Origin of the sequence: Rhodococcus sp. PvR044, assembly GCF_040548995.1 — a bacterium.
In the GTDB taxonomy this organism is placed as follows: Bacteria; Actinomycetota; Actinomycetes; order Mycobacteriales; family Mycobacteriaceae; genus Rhodococcus_G; species Rhodococcus_G oryzae.
In genome coordinates this window covers 141,311-156,110 of sequence record NZ_JBEPSX010000005.1, presented here as the reverse complement: position 1 = coordinate 156,110, position 14,800 = coordinate 141,311, and the positions used below count along the sequence as shown (strand labels likewise).

The following is a 14,800-nucleotide window of genomic DNA, read 5'->3' as shown; positions in this document are numbered from 1 at the left end:
GACGCCGGCTGACCTGGCGGTACCGCAATGACGCGGCCCCGCCAGGGCCCGGTGACTCAGACGATCGCGGGCAGCCGGACGACCTGGCCGGCGTAGGCCAGTCCGGCGCCGAAGCCGAGCAGCAACGCGGTGTCGCCGGGCTTGGCGCCGCCGGAACGGAGCAACTGTTCCATGGCCATCGGAATCGATGCCGCGCTGGTGTTGCCGGTCTCGACGATGTCGCGGGCGACCGCGACGGTCTCGGGCAGTCCCAGGGTCCGGATCAGCGCGTCGGTGATGCGGCTGTTGGCCTGGTGCGGCACAAAGGCGTCCAGGTCGCCCGCCGTGATCCCGGACTTCTCCAGGGCGTCGCGGCAGGCCTTCTCCAGGAAGGTCACCGCCCACCGGAACACCGCCGAGCCGTTCATCCGGATGTAGGGCCGCTCCGTGGTGCCGCCGCTGGCTTCTGCGGCCGCGACCTCGGCGAAGTACTGCTTGAAGTCCTTGTCCTGCTTGATCGCTTCGGTCTGGGTTCCGTCCGAACCCCAGGCGACCGGACCGATTCCCTCTGCGTCGGCGGGACCGACGACGACCGCGCCCGCGCCGTCGGCGAAGATGAACGCGCAGGTCCGGTCGGTCGGATCGAGAAGGTCGGACAGCCGTTCCACGCCGATCACGAGGACGTGGCGGGCCTGCCCGGCGCGGACGAGGCTCGCGGCGTTGCCGAGCGCGTAGCAGAAGCCCGCGCACCCGGCGGAGATGTCGTAGGCCGCGGTGTCGTGCATGCCGAGCTCCGTGGCCACCACAGCGCCTGCCGACGGTCCCAGCACCATCTGTGACGACGTCGCCAGCACCACGGCGTCGATCTGCCCGGCCTCGATACCCGCGGCGGCGAGCGCGTCGCGGGAGGCCGCGACGCTCATCGAGACGATGGTCTCCTCGGAGTCGGCCCAGCCTCGGGACTTGATGCCGGAGCGGGTCTGGATCCATTCGTCGCTGGAGTTGATGGCATCCACGATCTCGGCGTTGGGGACGACGCGTCGGGGTCGGTACGCGCCGAGGCCCAGCAGGGCCGTGTGCGTGACGGGATTGGCGGTGGCGATGGGGGCGGGCACAGCATCCTCTCCATGTGAACCGATCGGTCCATATAGTTGAGATCATCTAACATGAACCGATCGGTTCACACAAGCGCGGGAGGATTTGCATGACCACGGCACGACCGCGAGCCCGACTCCTCTCGAGCACCATCGCCACGGTGCAGGAGCTCGGGGTGAATGCGGCCGGGCTGACCGAGCTGCTCAAACGCAGCAATGCGTCGCGTAATTCGCTGTATCAGCACTTCCCGGCCGGCAAGGGCCAGCTCGTGGAGACGGCGACACGGATCGTGTCGAGAGTGGTGCATTCGCATGTGAGCGTCATGGCGGAGAAGCTGGCGAGCGCGCCGTCGGTGGAGCAGTGGCTGGACGAGCTGTTCGCATTCTGGCGCGAGCCGCTCGAGTCCAGCGAGTACCGGCTGGGTTCGTTCATGATGGCGGCCGCGTTGGACGAGCAGAACCCGGCGGTGCAGGCCGCCGCGGGTCAGGCGTTTACCGATTGGACCTCCCGGCTCGCGGACGGCATGGTCGCGGCCGGAATCGAGGAAGCGGCCGCGCGCTCGATGGCGGGGCTGCTGCTGTCGGTGATCGAGGGCGCCATCGTGCAGAGCCGCGCGCTCGAGTCGAGCCAGCCCTTCGTCGATGCACGCGCCCAGCTCAGCGTTCTGATGGGTCATCACCTCACGCTCGGGTGAGCGCCGGTGGTGCCGTCCGGTTGGCGGCCGCCGACAACCGGACGGTCCCGAGTGACTACGCCGGCACTACCGAGATCGTGCCCTTGCAGACGGCCTTCTGCGTATTGATGAACCGCCAGCCCCCACCGGTCTCGACGGTGACGGTGAAGTCCACCGCTCCGGTTCCCGTCCAGGTTCGGTTGATCGGGATCCCGGGCTTCTGCTGCAGGGCCGTCTCGTCGCTGACGCTGTGGCCGGAGGCCCCCGTCGTCTTGTTGGTCCAGTCGACCAGCACCCGCGTGCCGTACCAGTTGACTCCGAAGCTCGGCAGCAGACCGGGGGGCGGCGCGGGCAGTTCGTTCCCGCCGCTCAGCAGAATTGCCGGCTCCAGCGCGTCTGCGCCCGGACGGAGCGACGCTCCCGATGCGGCATGGACGGTCCACGTGAACGACGGTGCCCAGAAGAGCGGGTTCAGGCTCCCGCACGTCATGGTCGTCGACGTCGGCGGCGCGGGCTGAGCGTTCGCGACGCCTCCACCGGTCACCACCGCGATGCCGAGCCCGACAGCAGTGAGGGTCGCAGCGCACCCACGCCGCACCAACTTATTGCTCATGATCACTCCCCTTGATCCGACAATGCGAGAACCGAGACATTTCGGCCGCACCTTTCATACCGAAGGTGGCATACGGTTTGTTACAAATCGTGCAATCTGGACCATACTCGCGCAACCGAATTCGGCAATTTCTGCTGTTCGGACGCCGGCATGGACGACGACGGTTGCACCAGCCGATTCAACTGAGACGTTCGATGATGAGGACGTTCGCGGTGCCGCCGCCCTCGCACATGGTCTGAAGTCCGTATCGTCCACCCGCTCGCTCGAGTTCGTTCAGAAGCGTCCCGAAAAGCTTGGTGCCGGTGGCGCCGAGTGGATGCCCGAGCGCGATGCCGCCGCCATTGACGTTGACGCGCTCCGCGTCTGCGCCGGTCTCGGCGAGCCAGGCAAGGACGACCGAGGCGAATGCCTCGTTGATCTCGATCACGTCGAAGTCGTCCATGCTCATGCCCGTCTTCCCGAGCGCGTACTCGGTGGCCGGGATCGGAGCGGTGAGCATGTAGATCGGGTCGGCGCCGCGAGCGCTCAGGTGGTGGATTCTTGCGCGCGGTACCAGGTTGTGTGTCTTGAGCGCGGCCGCGGACGCGACGAGCACGGCGCTGGCGCCGTCCGAAATCTGGCTGGCCAGAGCCGCGGTCAGGCGCCCGCCCTCTCGGAGCGGTGGCAGCGCTGCCATCTTCGCCAGGCTCGTGTCGCGGGGGCACTCGTCCACCTCGAACGAGCCGACCGGGACGATCTCGTCGTCGAATCGTCCGCCCGCGATCGCATCCCGTGCGCGCTGGTGGCTGCGCAACGCCCACTGCTCCATCTGTAGGCGGCTGATGCCCCACTTCTCGGCGATCAGCTCGGCGGCCCGGAACTGGGAGATCTCCGTGTTGCCGTAGCGGCGGTGCCAGTCTCGGGAGCCCGAGTAGGGATCGTCGAATCCGTGTTCCCGGCCCGCCGTCATGGCTGCGGAGATCGGGATCCGGCTCATGCTCTGCACGCCGCCCGCAACGATCAGGTCCGCCGTCCCGCTCAGCACCGCCTGGGCGGCGAAATGCAGTGCCTGCTGACTGGATCCGCATTGGCGATCGACCGTCACGCCCGGGACGCCCTCGGGCAGGCCGGCGGCCAGTGCCGACGTGCGTGCGATGTTTCCTGCCTGGCCACCGATGGTGTCGACGCAGCCGAACATCACGTCGTCGATGGCCGCGGGATCCATGGGGTTCCGGTCCGTGAGCGATCGGATCACGGTCGCGCCCAGGTCGATCGGGTGGGCGGCGGACAGCGCGCCGTTCTTTCTGCCGACTGCGGTGCGAACTGCATCGACGATGTAGGCCTCGGACATTGCGGGTTCCTCGTTTCCTCGGTCGCTTCGGGCATGCGCCAATCAGTTAGATGATTGCACCCTATAGCGTTCGGGTTGATCGTCGGGTCCACCGGTCGAGATCGGCCCGCGGCCGCGCGCAGGGAATGCTCGCGGGCGGGGAGGCGTTACCGACGCGGAGTACCTGTCAGCGCGAAATGAGGAGTGGGGACATGGGTTCGCTTGAAATCATGGAGTGGCTTCGTGAGGGAGCCAATGCAGGAGACCCGATCCGGGGGCCGCTCTACGTCGTGACGTTCGTCGTCGGCGGACTCGTGAGCGTGCTGTTCGGTGGCGGAGTGATCTGACCGATCGGCTGATCGGACCGGACGGCCGTCGCGGCCGCCTCGTCGGAGGCGGTTGCGCTTGCGGTCGTCCGGTCCGGCGATGGCCGCACCCCAATCGCGTACCCGGTTCCTAGGGCGTGCGCGCGAGCGTGACGCCGAGCCCGTCGATGCGGAAGTCGCGATCGGTGACGTCGACACCGAAATCGGTGAAACGCCGACCGCCCAGTGCGCCGGCGAGGAAGTCGCGGATCGGACCGGGCTCGGCGGCGCCGGAATTCGAGACACTCGCCGGCACCTCGATCGTGCCGTCGAAGTGACGGGCCTGCCCGGTGAGGCCTGCCGGTTGCGGTGTCTGCCGGAGGGCGTCGACGGTGTGGAGGATCAGGTCGAGTCCGACGCCGTTGCCGAAGTCCACGTGCAGCGGTGTGGGGGAGCTCGCGATGTCGAAGGATTCGACGGCGGCGGTCCAACCCGCGGGGGAGCGGCCCGCGTAGTTGTACGGCGAGGCCGGTACGGACGGGTCGACGCTGCGGTCGTCGGCGGTATTGGCCAGACGCTCCCCGGTCAGGGGCTGGTCGGTGGCGACGAAGCTCCACTCGTCCGCGGTGAGCTGCTTTGTCCAATAACCGGTTCGGCCGTCGCTGGCGCCCTCGACGCGGAGTTCGCGGGCGTCGGAGCCGATGCCTGTCTTGTGTATCGAGATGCGGTCGGTGATCTCGCCGGGGACCTTTGGTTGACGCAGCCAGTCGGGCGCGGGGAGCGCAATGGCGGCGGTGCCGACATCGATGCGCTCGCTGAGCATGTCCGCGGCTTCCCGCAGGCCCGGCTGGTCGTCGTAGGAGTAGCGGAAGAAGACCTTGTCCGCGCCGGAGATGTCGAAGTCATAGAGTCGGGTGTACAGGTCCCCATGGCGATTCACGACCAGCGAGGTGGAGCCGCTGGTGGAGAGGGCGACCGCGCGGAAGCGGCCTCCGGCGGGCATGCCGACTTCGTAGCTGTGATCGACCGGGAGCCAGGGGTCCACGTAGCGAATGCGGGTGCCGCCGTCGGTGAGTGCGAAGACGTGGGAGACCTTGGCCAGGCCCACGGGGTGGTTGTTGCCCACGGCGTCGCGCCAGACATGGTCTTCGTTCGCGGAGAGAACCGACCAGGTCCAGTCGAGCGTGCCAGGGGGAAGGGTGCGCCACCGCGCCGGGCTGCACCGTGAGACCCGCGAACGCGATTCCGGCAAACCGCGACGAGGGCGCCTCGCGTGGCAAGTCGCTTCATCACACCCAGCCCAGCGTTCCGAAGATGATGAGGGCGACGGCATCGATGCCGAAGATCGTGCCGACCGTGATGGCCTTCGCACGCACAGTCGCCATGTCGTGGACCCAGAAGCAGACGGCGAAGAACGGCACGTAGCCGATCAGCCAGATGAGATAGGGGAAGCCCGGCTGCCACCAGGACCAGTCCCAGGTCAGCACGCCCATCTTGTTCAGCACCACCTCGACGCCCACGGCGGCGGCGGAGTTGATCGCGATGAGGATCGGCCGGTTGGGCAGGCCGAAGATTCGGGTCTCCTTGGGCGGCAGCATCTTCGCCGCCGCGACGCCCATGATGGCGAACATGAAGCAGATCTCGATGTTCAGGCCGATGAGCAGCTGGTAGGCCGTCGGTCCGGTCGCGGCCCATACCGGTGCGCGGCCCGTGGCGTGGAAGACCAGCGAGTTCCAGATCTCGTTGAACAGGTCCATGCCCCACAGTGCGAGCCCGGCGAAGAAGACGTTCCAGTTCCGGCGCTCCACTTCCGTGGCGTACACGTAGATGACCAGGAGTAGCAGCGGAATCACGTACCACTTGAATTGGCTGCTGTCGCGCAGCAGTTCGAGCGCCATCTTGGCGTGCTCGGTCATCAGCAAACCCTCTCCCCCGAGACCATCAGAAACCCTGGGGGAGTGTTACACATTGACGTCAGTTGTCACGCTGTAACTGTGAAATTGGGTTACACCTGGTCAGCCCGGTGGAGACCACACCGTCGTGACCCTCTGCCGCACGGTCCGAACCGGGTCGGGGGAGGAGAGTGCCGTGACCCCCGCTCGGAGCAGCAGAACGTCCTCGTTTCGGCGTGCCGCGAGCAACGCGGACTCCCACAGCACGACGCACTCCGTGGCGATGGCACCGATCGCGTCGGATCTCTCGCCGCCGCCGAAGAGTCTGAATTCGGACTCGCATCCGCCGAGGCGCGCCAGCTCTGTGATGATCGGGTGCCACTTCAGTCTCGCGCCTGCCGCGTAGGTGTGCTTCGCGCCGAAGGTCCGCACAAAGAGGTGTGCCGCAACGAGAACCGGCTCGGCCGAATCCAGGTCAGCGAATCCGCCGAAGACCGGTGGTGGGTGCTTCATGGTTCGATCGTCGCATCCGGATGAAAGGACAGAGCAGTGAGCGTGCGCACCACGGGCCACTTCGGCGGCGTCGACTTCGAGGGCTTCTGGGACGACAGCGACTATTCGCGGGAGAACTACGCCGAGCCCTCGCCGACCGATGAGCTGATCGCGTCGATCGAGGAGGAGCTGGGCGGGTACCGGCTCCCGGACTCCTTCGTGGAACTGATGCGGATGCACAACGGCGGCATGGTCGAGCGGCCGTGTCACCCGATGGACGAATCGACGAGCTGGGCCGAGGACTACATCCAGATCAGCGGCCTGTACGCGATCGGCCGTACCGCCACCTGGTCGCTGTGCGGGGAGCTCGGCTCGACGTTCATGCGGGATGAGTGGGGGTACCCGGACATCGGCGTCGGTATCGCCGACACCCCGAGCGCAGGGCACGAGCAGATCATGCTCGACTACCGCGCGTGCGGCCCCCGCGGCGAGCCTCGGGTCGTGCACGTCGACCAGGAGGGCGACTACCGCATCACCGTGGTCGCGCCCGACTTCGCGTCCTTCGTCCGGGGCCTGGTGAGCGAGGACGAGTTCGACGACAGCGAGGAGGCGCTGCAGGCCGATCTCGCGGTGGTGCGGCGCGGCACGCTCTCGCCGATCGTCCGCCGCGCCCTGGAGGCGGCGGGCCTGCCGGACGGCGAGGCACTGGTCCGCGGCCTCGCGGAGCGGATCGTGACGGAGAAGGGGTTCTACGCGCTCCACGCGGACGGCGACTCGTGGCTGATGTACGACGTCATGTTCTGGCTGTACTCGCACCTGGCCACCGCGTCATCGTTCGACGACTTCGTGAACCGGGCCGAGGGGCAGGACGACTATGAGCGGCCCTGCTACACCCTGATGGTCACCACGTCGTTCGTGGCCGACCCGTACGGTTTCTGCACGGGCGGCTACGCGGAAGGGTTCCTGCGGGATTGGTGGGACGCGAAGGTCGAACGCGGGAACCTCGTCGCCGTCGACGGCGGGTACCGGTTCGATCCGGAGTATGCGACACAGCTGCTGAGGGTTTTGCGTGCGGCCGGCGGGATTCGCTGAGCGACCAACGTGACAGAAGGTCATGGCGATCCGATCCACGCCCGGGCGTCGCGTGCCGGGCGTGGATCGGATCGTGTGCGACTAGGCGGACGCCATCGTCGTCGCCCAGCGATAGTCCGCCTTGCCGGCCGGTGTTCGCTTGACCTCGTCCACCAGCACGATCGAACGCGGGATCTTGTAGCCGGCCAAGGTCTTGCGGCAGTGCTCCTGAACCTCGTCGAGGGTCAGTTCGGGCGATCCGGGATAGGTCGCGATGACCGCGGCGACCTGTTGGCCCATCCGTTCGTCGGGCGAGGGCACGACGAGAGCGTCGGAGATCGACGGGTGCGCGTGCAGGGCGGCCTCGACCTCCTCGGCGAAGACCTTCTCGCCGCCGGTGTTGATGCACTGCGAGCCGCGGCCGAGGAAGACGATGGTGCCGTCCGCTTCCACCCTGCCCATGTCGCCGAGCACCGACAGGCGGGTGCCATCGGCGCGAGTCGGGAACGTCCGGGCTGTCTTCTCCTCGTCCTTGTAATAGCCGAGGGGGACGTTGCCGATGCGGGCGATGTAACCGATCTCGTCGGAGCCCGCGGGAAGCTCGTTCAGCCGCTCGTCGACAAGGATCATGTTCGGCGAGGGCGGCATTCGCAGATTGCCTGCCTCGTCGATGGTGAAGGCGCCGTCGTTCCCGGACTCCGAGGCGCCGAAGTTGTCCCGCAACAGCAGGTCCGGCTTGACCGCCAGCATGCGGTCCCGGACGCTGGTGGACCAGATCGCGCCGCCGGAGGTGATCGAGAACAGGGAGCTGAGGTCGACCTCGCCCTTGCGTCGTTCCATCTCGTCGACCAACGGCAGCCCCATGCCGTCGCCGACGATGAGGATCACCTGGACCGAGTCCTTCTCGATCGATTCGACGACCTTCTGCGGGTCGAAGTCCCGCCTGAGGACTACGCGAGCACCGAGGGTGAAGAAGGTGAACAGTGAGTACAGCGCGGCGCCGTGCATCAGGGGTGCGGCGATGAGGAAGGAGAATTCGGGGAATTCCTTTGCAGCGCTGGCAATCTCGGCAAGGTCTTGCCGGGTGCCCTCGCCGTATGGATTCCCGCCGGAGAGCGGCTTGCGGAAGAAGTCGTCGTGCCGCCACATGACACCCTTCGGGTATCCGGTGGTCCCTCCCGTGTAGAGCAGGTACAGGTCGTCGCCCGTGCGGGAGTCGAAATCCGCCGTGGGCGACAGCTCGCGGGCCTCGGCGAAGGAGACCACGGACACTGCACGCGCATCCGCGGCGGCGAGCAGCTCGTCGGCGACCTCGCCCACCACGAACACCGTCCGGAGCATCGGGCACGCCTCGAGGAGGGCGGCGAGGGTGCGCTGATGCTCGGGGAGTTCGATGACCACCGCGACCGAGTCGGAGTTGGTGAAGATGTACTCGAGCTCGGCGGGCGTGTACCGGTAGTTGACGTTGATCGGCACCGCGCGGATCTTGATCAACCCCAGGATGGACGTGACGTGCTCGATGCCGTTCTTCAGGAACAACGCGACATGGTCGCCCGGGGAGATGCCGGCCTGTGCGAGCAGGTGGGCGGCCCTGTTGGCCTCCGCGTCGAGCTGGGCGTAGGAGAGGTTCTCGCCCTCGTAGGTCAATGCAATGCGATCGGGTACTGCGCTGGCGACCGTCTCGAAAACGTCCGCGAGGTTGAACTGCATCTTCATTCCTTTCAGAACCGGTCCGCGATGTCGAGGGCGATGACCCGAACCTAGAACACGTTCCAGGCCATCTGCGGGGAAACTGATCGATTGGTGCATTTCCTGCGGTCAGTCGGAGGTCGTTGACGGGGCTTCCGGTATCCGCATCATGCGGAACGAGTTGAGCAGCCCGAGGAGGCCGGCGAGGATAGGAACGAGCAAGGCGATCTGAAGGGCGAGGGGTCGTGCCTCCGTGTTGATGCGGATGATCTCGTCCTGAATCTCCTGGGGCTGGTCGACGAGCAATCCCTCGAGTTGGGTGTTGCTCATGACCTCCGCGTCGTCCTCGAGCACCTGCGCCACGTGCTGCTGGTCTGCCGGCGGGAGCACGGTGCTCGATTGCGCCATCGAGGTGAACGCGATGGACAGCGTTGCCAGCAGGGTGGCGCCGGCGAACGCCAGACCGAACGACAGCCCGAACGACCCTGCCGCTGAGTTGGTGCCTGCGGCTTCGCTGACCCGCTCGTCTGAGATCGGGGCGAGCGTGTAGTCGTTGAGCTGCGACACCAACAATCCCAAGCCCGACCCCGCGATGATCAGAGGGACCACCAGTGCCCAGCCGAACTCAGCCCGGGGCACGATCGGGATCAGCGCAACGATCCCGATCGTGAGGAGGAAGAATCCCCACCGGATGATGCCGCTGGGGCGCCGATCGCCCGCCCTCTTCCCCGCGAGCACCGCCACCGCGAACATGCTGAGGGAGAGGGGTGCGAGGGACAAACCCGCCTGCATCGCGTTGTACTCGAGCACCATCTGCAGGTAGATCGGCAGCGCAATCATCGTGCCGCCCAGCGCAATCTGCTGGAGCATTTGCTGGGAGACCCCCAGCCTGAAGATCTTGGATGTGAACAGATCCGGGTCCAGCAGGGTTGGTTCGCCCCGCCGCTTGCGCCGCACCAGCCAGTACGCCAGTCCGGCCAGTGCTGTCGCACCGATCACCAGGAGCGCGGCCACTGCTTCGCCGCCCTCCTGCCACACCAGGATTCCCAGCACGATGCCGCCCATGCCCAGCACGGAGAGCGCCGCCCCGACCGTGTCGATGCCCCGAGGCCCCGTGTACGGGACATCGCGGACGAGCGTGATGCCGGACAGCACGATGGCGATGATGACGACCTCGAGTACGAACGCGATGCGCCAGGACAGGTAGGTGGTGATGAACCCTCCGAGCAGCGGCCCGACCGCCGCGGCGATCGCGGCCGCCGCCCCGACGAGGGCGTAGACCTTCTTCTGGGCGCCTCCTTCGAAGTTGCCGTGGATGAGTGACTGCATGGCGGGCAGGAGGAGTGACGCGCCGATCCCACCCAGCACGGCCCAGAAGATGACGACCGCAGTCAGGCTCTGCGCGAGGGCCATCGCCGACGCACCGACGGCGTAGCCGAGGAGGCCGAGCACGTAGGCACGTTTGCGTCCGATCAGGTCGCCGACCTTGCTGCCGATCAGGATGAATGCCGCCGACACCAGCGCCTCGAGGGCGATGGCCGCCTGGACACCGCTCACGGTCGTGTCGAGGTCTCGAACCACGGACGAGATCGACACGTTCATCAGGGACGTGTCGACGACAAGAACGAACATCGCCATTGCCAGCAGGACGGCGAGCAGGCGTTGAGTGCCCGCCAGTTGCTCGGCGCCGCTGTCAGTTGATCCTTCTGTCATCGGACACCCACCATCTCGGCAGTCACCGTGGGCGAGCACTAAGAAGAACGAGCCACGGACCAGCAGTATTGCATGTCTGACACGATGCGCGAGGCCGAGTCCGCCGCGCCGTATCCGCACCGATCGCATGGCCAACGCGTCTGTTTTGTTACGGCGCGACGATGCAACCGGGTCCGATCGGCGTACCCGGGTTGACGGTGACCGTCTCGATCGGTCCGCCCGCCGATGTCTGATAGGCCATCAGGGTGTGTTCTCCGGGAGCGGTCGGTGTCCAGAGCGAGAAGGCGTGACCCAAAACGACGGGCGGGACGTAGTAGGGATCGACGGTGTCCCAGATCAGCTCGTGCGGGAAGAAGGTCGACGCGCGGTTGAGGTCGACGATCCCCACGCCGGGCTCTGCGAGAGTGCCCGTCCTGGCCACGACCAGGTAGGTGCAACCGGCCCCGTACGGCGTTGTCGGGCCCCCGCTGAGCCCGGGGACGACGGTGACGTCGACTACCTCCGCTGCGGCCGAGGGCGCGGACATGGTGACCACCGCGGCGCAGACGGCCACGGCGAGCGGGGTGGCGCGGGCAATCCTCGAAGAATTCATACCAGTGGGTCGGTTTTGTCGCCGGCGCCGTTACAGAGTTGAACCGGTCAGGGCCTGGCGCCTGCCCGAGCCGGCAGCCCTTCGGCAAAGGCGCGGGCCGACTCCAGGTCCGCGGCGTTCGGTCGTCCCTTCCGGATGCCGCCGACCAGCTTGAACGGAAGATAGGTATCGAACGCGCGACACGAGAAGGTGTCGATCACCTCGAAGCCCTTCTGTCCGAGACGGCGTACGAGGGGGCGGGAGAAGGCATGGGGCCGTGCATCGGGAAATCCGCTGGTGGCGAAGACAAATGCCTTGTGTCGTTGCCCCTCCGGGAGTGACTCGACGAACTCGAGCAGCCGCGCGTGGAAGGACCCCAGGTAGATCCCTGACCCGAATCCCACGAGGTCGTAGGCGGCCAGTTCCGCAATATCGACCTGGTCAGGGGCGACAACGCGGGCATCGAGCACCTGGCCCATGACGTCCGCAACCCGCTTCGTGTTTCCGTGAGATACGGAGGTGCACACGATGATCGACTTCATGAAGACGCTCCCCTCGATTTCGGGATGGCGCCGACACGCTCGCCTTCCCCACCCCGTCCCCTTTGAGGTGCGTCGTCAGACTAGCGGCAGTTGCGCTCGGAAGGATGCGTTGTCTGCATCGTCACAGAGGTCATGAGCGCGCAGGGTCGTAGACCATCGCGATCTCGCCCAGTTCGCCGGTCTTCTGATGTGTGAGCGTCCAATTCGAACTGGGCAGGCCGTCGTCGAACAGTCGCTGCCCGCTCCCGGCGATCTCGGGGCAGATCATCAGATACAGCCGGTCGAGTAGGTCCGCCGAGAGGAGTGGCTTGATGATGCTGGCGCTGCTGTCGACGAGGATGTCGCCCTCGCCGGTGGCCTTGAGTTCGGCGTTGAGCCGGATGCTCTCCGCCTTCCCGGCTTCGGATCAGGGCTGTCGAGGTTTCTGATTCTCGGCGATCCAGGCCGCGATCTGCGTCCGCGAGGTGAACCCGAGCTTGGAAAGGACGTGCTCGACATGACCCTGCGCGGTGCGGGGCGAGATCACCAGCGTCGCGGCGATCTCCTTGTTGGTCAGTCCTTCTGCCACGAGGTCGGCCACCTCGGTTTCGCGGCGGGTCAACAGCGGTGCGACCGGTGCCGCACGGGGCTTGTCGGTTTGGCGGTCCCCGAGTGCGTAGGCGACAGCGTCGTCCACACTCATCTCGGTGCCGGTGCGAAAGGCCTCGCCGTAGGCACGGGTCCCCAGCGCGTCGCGGGTGAGTCGCTCGCATTCGTCGTGATGGCCGATCAGGTAAGTGAGGGTCACCGAGTCGCTTCCCACGGCCTTCGCCAGCGTCTGCGCGGCACCCATCAGGACGGCGGCGCGCGTCGCCTTGCCCTCGCGCATCTCGTTCCAGGCCAACGACTCCAGGCACCAGCCCGTCATGGCCGGGTCGTTGATTTTCCGGCTCAGCCGCAACGCCTGTGCCGTCAGGGTGGCTGCCCTGTCGTAGTCGCCCGCCTGTAGCGCTGTCTGTCCGAGAGCCCACGAGGAGTGTGCGCGGAAGAAGGATTCCTCTCGCGGGGTGGTGATCGCAAGGATCTGCTCGTGGCAGGCGACGGCCGTTTCCTCGTCTCCCAGCAGTCCGCTCGCGCCCGCCAGGCCGAGGAGGCCACCCAGCTGCCGGGTGATCTCGTACCCGGCTCGCCTTGGAGGGGGCCCGATCTCGGATCGCACTCCTGCGCTGGCGAGCGCGGCCTGGAACGGTTCCACCGCGGCGGCGAGGTCGCCGGTGAACAACGCCATATAGCCGCTCGCGTAGTTCGCGGTCTCGAGCGACTCGGGGTCACCCAATTGCTCTGCGAGCGTTCGGCATTGCGCAGCCCTCGCCGCGGCTTCGTCGGGTTTTGCCTGCATTCCCGCCAACACGGTGTCGTCGTACAGCGAGTTCAGGCGTTCCTCGGTCTGCGCGTTGACGGCGGTTGTCAGAGAGCGGTCCATCCAACGCCTGGCCTCCGCCAACTGGCTGCGGCACAACCAGAACGCAACGAACATGGCATTGGTGAGACGCGCGTTCACATCCGGATCGGTGGTGACGACCGGCTCGGTCAGACTGAACGCCAGCGCCTCCCGGAGGTTCGGCTGTTCGCGATCGAGCCGGGCGATCCAATCGGTCTGGCGGGGGCCGATCCACTCGGACTCCGCCCTCAGCACCAGTTGTTCGTACCACGAGAGGTGCCGCCGCTGAGCCCGATGCAGGTCGCCGGATTCGCGCAGCTTCTCCTTGCCATAGTCGCGGATCGTTTCCACCATGCCCAGGCGCACGACGTCCCCGACCTGCTCACGAACCAGGACGGACTTGTCCACGAGCGAGGCCACCGCGTCCAGAAACTCGCCGGCGACCAGCTCCTCGGGACAGATCCCCTCGGCCGCATCCAGCTCGAAACCGCCCACGAACACCGACAGCCACGCCCACAGCTTCTGCTCCCGAGCCCCGCACAGCTCGTAGCTCCAGTCCACACACGACCGCAACGTCTGGAGCCGGGTCGGCGCCGCCCGCGAGCCGACGGTCAGGAGGCGATACCTGTCGGTCAGGCGGTCCATGATCTGTCCGGCCGACATCGCCCGGATCCGCACTGCCGCCAACTCGATCGCCAACGGCAGCCCGTCCAGCCTGTCGCAGATGCCCGCCACCGCAGCACAATTGGTCTCGGTGAGCGCGAAGTCCGGCTGCCGGGCGCTGGCCCGTGTGACGAACAGCGCCACCGCCTCGTACTGGGCCATCGCCTCGAGCGGTGGGGTCTGCGCCGCGTCAGGAACCGTCAACGGCGGCACCCGCACCACCCGCTCTCCGTCCACCCCGAGGACCTCGCGGCTCGTCGTCAGGATCCGCAGCCCCGGACATGCTCGCAGCAGGCTTTCCACCAGCTCCGCGACGGCGCTGAGCAGATGCTCGCAGTTGTCCAGGACCAACATCGTCTGCCTGGTGGCGAGGTGATCGATCAGCAGGTCGGACATCGACCGACCCGGCTGATCCGGTAGTCCGAGTGTGGCAGCGACGGTCTCCGCCAACAAGGCCGAGTCGCGCAGTTCGCCGAGCTCGACCCACCAGGCCCCGTCGGCGAAAGCCCGACGCGAATCCTCGGCGACCCGTAAGGCCAACCTGGTCTTGCCCACGCCGCCGATGCCGGTCAACGTCACCAACCGGGAGGCGGACTGCAGCCGCCTGACCTCGGCTATCTCGTGGCGCCTGCCGATGAAACTCGTCAATTCCGCCGGCAGGTTTCCTGGCTTGTCCATCACGGAGGTCGTCATCGAGCAGGCCTCCCATCTCGCAGGCTTCCGGTGTTCAACGCTACGCCTGCCGGGTTTCCGACCGGCTCATGGTGGCCATG

Annotated in this window: 15 protein-coding genes; 3 read left to right on the top strand and 12 right to left on the bottom strand. The window is 66.9% G+C overall.

Features of this window, described 5'->3' with window-relative positions:
- Nucleotides 1-56: 56 nt before the first annotated feature.
- Nucleotides 57-1,094, bottom strand: a complete 1,038-nt coding sequence (locus ABIC28_RS13890) for a beta-ketoacyl-ACP synthase III (protein ID WP_097211713.1) — start codon at nucleotides 1,092-1,094, stop codon at nucleotides 57-59.
- 89 nt (nucleotides 1,095-1,183) lie between these two features.
- Here ABIC28_RS13890 and ABIC28_RS13885 point away from each other — a divergent pair, with 89 nt between their 5' ends.
- Nucleotides 1,184-1,768: a TetR/AcrR family transcriptional regulator gene (locus ABIC28_RS13885; protein ID WP_097211712.1), complete on the top strand. Its 585-nt coding sequence runs from the start codon at nucleotides 1,184-1,186 to the stop codon at nucleotides 1,766-1,768.
- A gap of 55 nt (nucleotides 1,769-1,823) precedes the next feature.
- Here ABIC28_RS13885 and ABIC28_RS13880 read toward each other — a convergent pair whose 3' ends face one another.
- On the bottom strand, nucleotides 1,824-2,360 hold the full coding sequence (locus tag ABIC28_RS13880) for a hypothetical protein (RefSeq protein ID WP_209928268.1): 537 nt from the start codon (nucleotides 2,358-2,360) through the stop codon (nucleotides 1,824-1,826).
- A gap of 178 nt (nucleotides 2,361-2,538) precedes the next feature.
- Complete coding sequence (locus tag ABIC28_RS13875; RefSeq protein WP_354579364.1) at nucleotides 2,539-3,690, bottom strand: acetyl-CoA C-acetyltransferase; 1,152 nt, start codon at nucleotides 3,688-3,690, stop codon at nucleotides 2,539-2,541.
- 191 nt (nucleotides 3,691-3,881) lie between these two features.
- On the opposite strand from ABIC28_RS13875, the gene ABIC28_RS13870 reads away from it, so the two are divergent.
- Complete coding sequence (locus ABIC28_RS13870; RefSeq protein ID WP_257017466.1) at nucleotides 3,882-4,016, top strand: hypothetical protein; 135 nt, start codon at nucleotides 3,882-3,884, stop codon at nucleotides 4,014-4,016.
- A gap of 109 nt (nucleotides 4,017-4,125) precedes the next feature.
- On the opposite strand, the gene ABIC28_RS13865 is transcribed toward ABIC28_RS13870, so the two are convergent.
- The 3 genes from ABIC28_RS13865 to ABIC28_RS13855 all read right to left on the bottom strand — a co-directional run bounded on the left by ABIC28_RS13865 (nucleotide 4,126) and on the right by ABIC28_RS13855 (nucleotide 6,379).
- A complete protein-coding gene (locus ABIC28_RS13865; RefSeq protein ID WP_354579361.1) occupies nucleotides 4,126-5,100 on the bottom strand; it encodes a hypothetical protein in 975 nt (324 codons plus the stop codon).
- A gap of 163 nt (nucleotides 5,101-5,263) precedes the next feature.
- A complete protein-coding gene (locus tag ABIC28_RS13860; protein ID WP_354579359.1) occupies nucleotides 5,264-5,890 on the bottom strand; it encodes an AF_1327 family membrane protein in 627 nt (208 codons plus the stop codon).
- 99 nt (nucleotides 5,891-5,989) lie between these two features.
- Nucleotides 5,990-6,379 carry a hypothetical protein gene (locus tag ABIC28_RS13855; protein WP_269589656.1) on the bottom strand — a complete coding sequence of 130 codons (390 nt, stop codon included), beginning with the start codon at nucleotides 6,377-6,379 and terminating at the stop codon, nucleotides 5,990-5,992.
- Between the two features lie 36 nt (nucleotides 6,380-6,415).
- On the opposite strand from ABIC28_RS13855, the gene ABIC28_RS13850 reads away from it, so the two are divergent.
- Entirely contained in the window at nucleotides 6,416-7,450 is a 1,035-nt protein-coding gene (locus ABIC28_RS13850; RefSeq protein WP_209928276.1) for an SMI1/KNR4 family protein, read from the top strand.
- Between the two features lie 81 nt (nucleotides 7,451-7,531).
- Here ABIC28_RS13850 and ABIC28_RS13845 read toward each other — a convergent pair whose 3' ends face one another.
- The 6 genes from ABIC28_RS13845 to ABIC28_RS13820 form a co-directional block, all read right to left on the bottom strand.
- A complete protein-coding gene (locus tag ABIC28_RS13845) occupies nucleotides 7,532-9,139 on the bottom strand; it encodes an AMP-binding protein (RefSeq protein ID WP_354579357.1) in 1,608 nt (535 codons plus the stop codon).
- Between the two features lie 108 nt (nucleotides 9,140-9,247).
- Complete coding sequence (locus tag ABIC28_RS13840) at nucleotides 9,248-10,831, bottom strand: MFS transporter (RefSeq protein ID WP_354579355.1); 1,584 nt, start codon at nucleotides 10,829-10,831, stop codon at nucleotides 9,248-9,250.
- Between the two features lie 148 nt (nucleotides 10,832-10,979).
- Nucleotides 10,980-11,423 carry a hypothetical protein gene (locus tag ABIC28_RS13835; protein ID WP_097211705.1) on the bottom strand — a complete coding sequence of 148 codons (444 nt, stop codon included), beginning with the start codon at nucleotides 11,421-11,423 and terminating at the stop codon, nucleotides 10,980-10,982.
- A 47-nt stretch (nucleotides 11,424-11,470) separates the two neighbouring features.
- A complete protein-coding gene (locus tag ABIC28_RS13830; RefSeq protein ID WP_097211704.1) occupies nucleotides 11,471-11,944 on the bottom strand; it encodes a flavodoxin family protein in 474 nt (157 codons plus the stop codon).
- A gap of 130 nt (nucleotides 11,945-12,074) precedes the next feature.
- Nucleotides 12,075-12,326, bottom strand: coding sequence for a dihydrofolate reductase family protein (locus ABIC28_RS13825; RefSeq protein ID WP_209929218.1), 252 nt, complete (start codon nucleotides 12,324-12,326; stop codon nucleotides 12,075-12,077).
- 24 nt (nucleotides 12,327-12,350) lie between these two features.
- A complete protein-coding gene (locus ABIC28_RS13820) occupies nucleotides 12,351-14,720 on the bottom strand; it encodes an ATP-binding protein (protein ID WP_354579352.1) in 2,370 nt (789 codons plus the stop codon).
- Nucleotides 14,721-14,800: the final 80 nt, after the last annotated feature.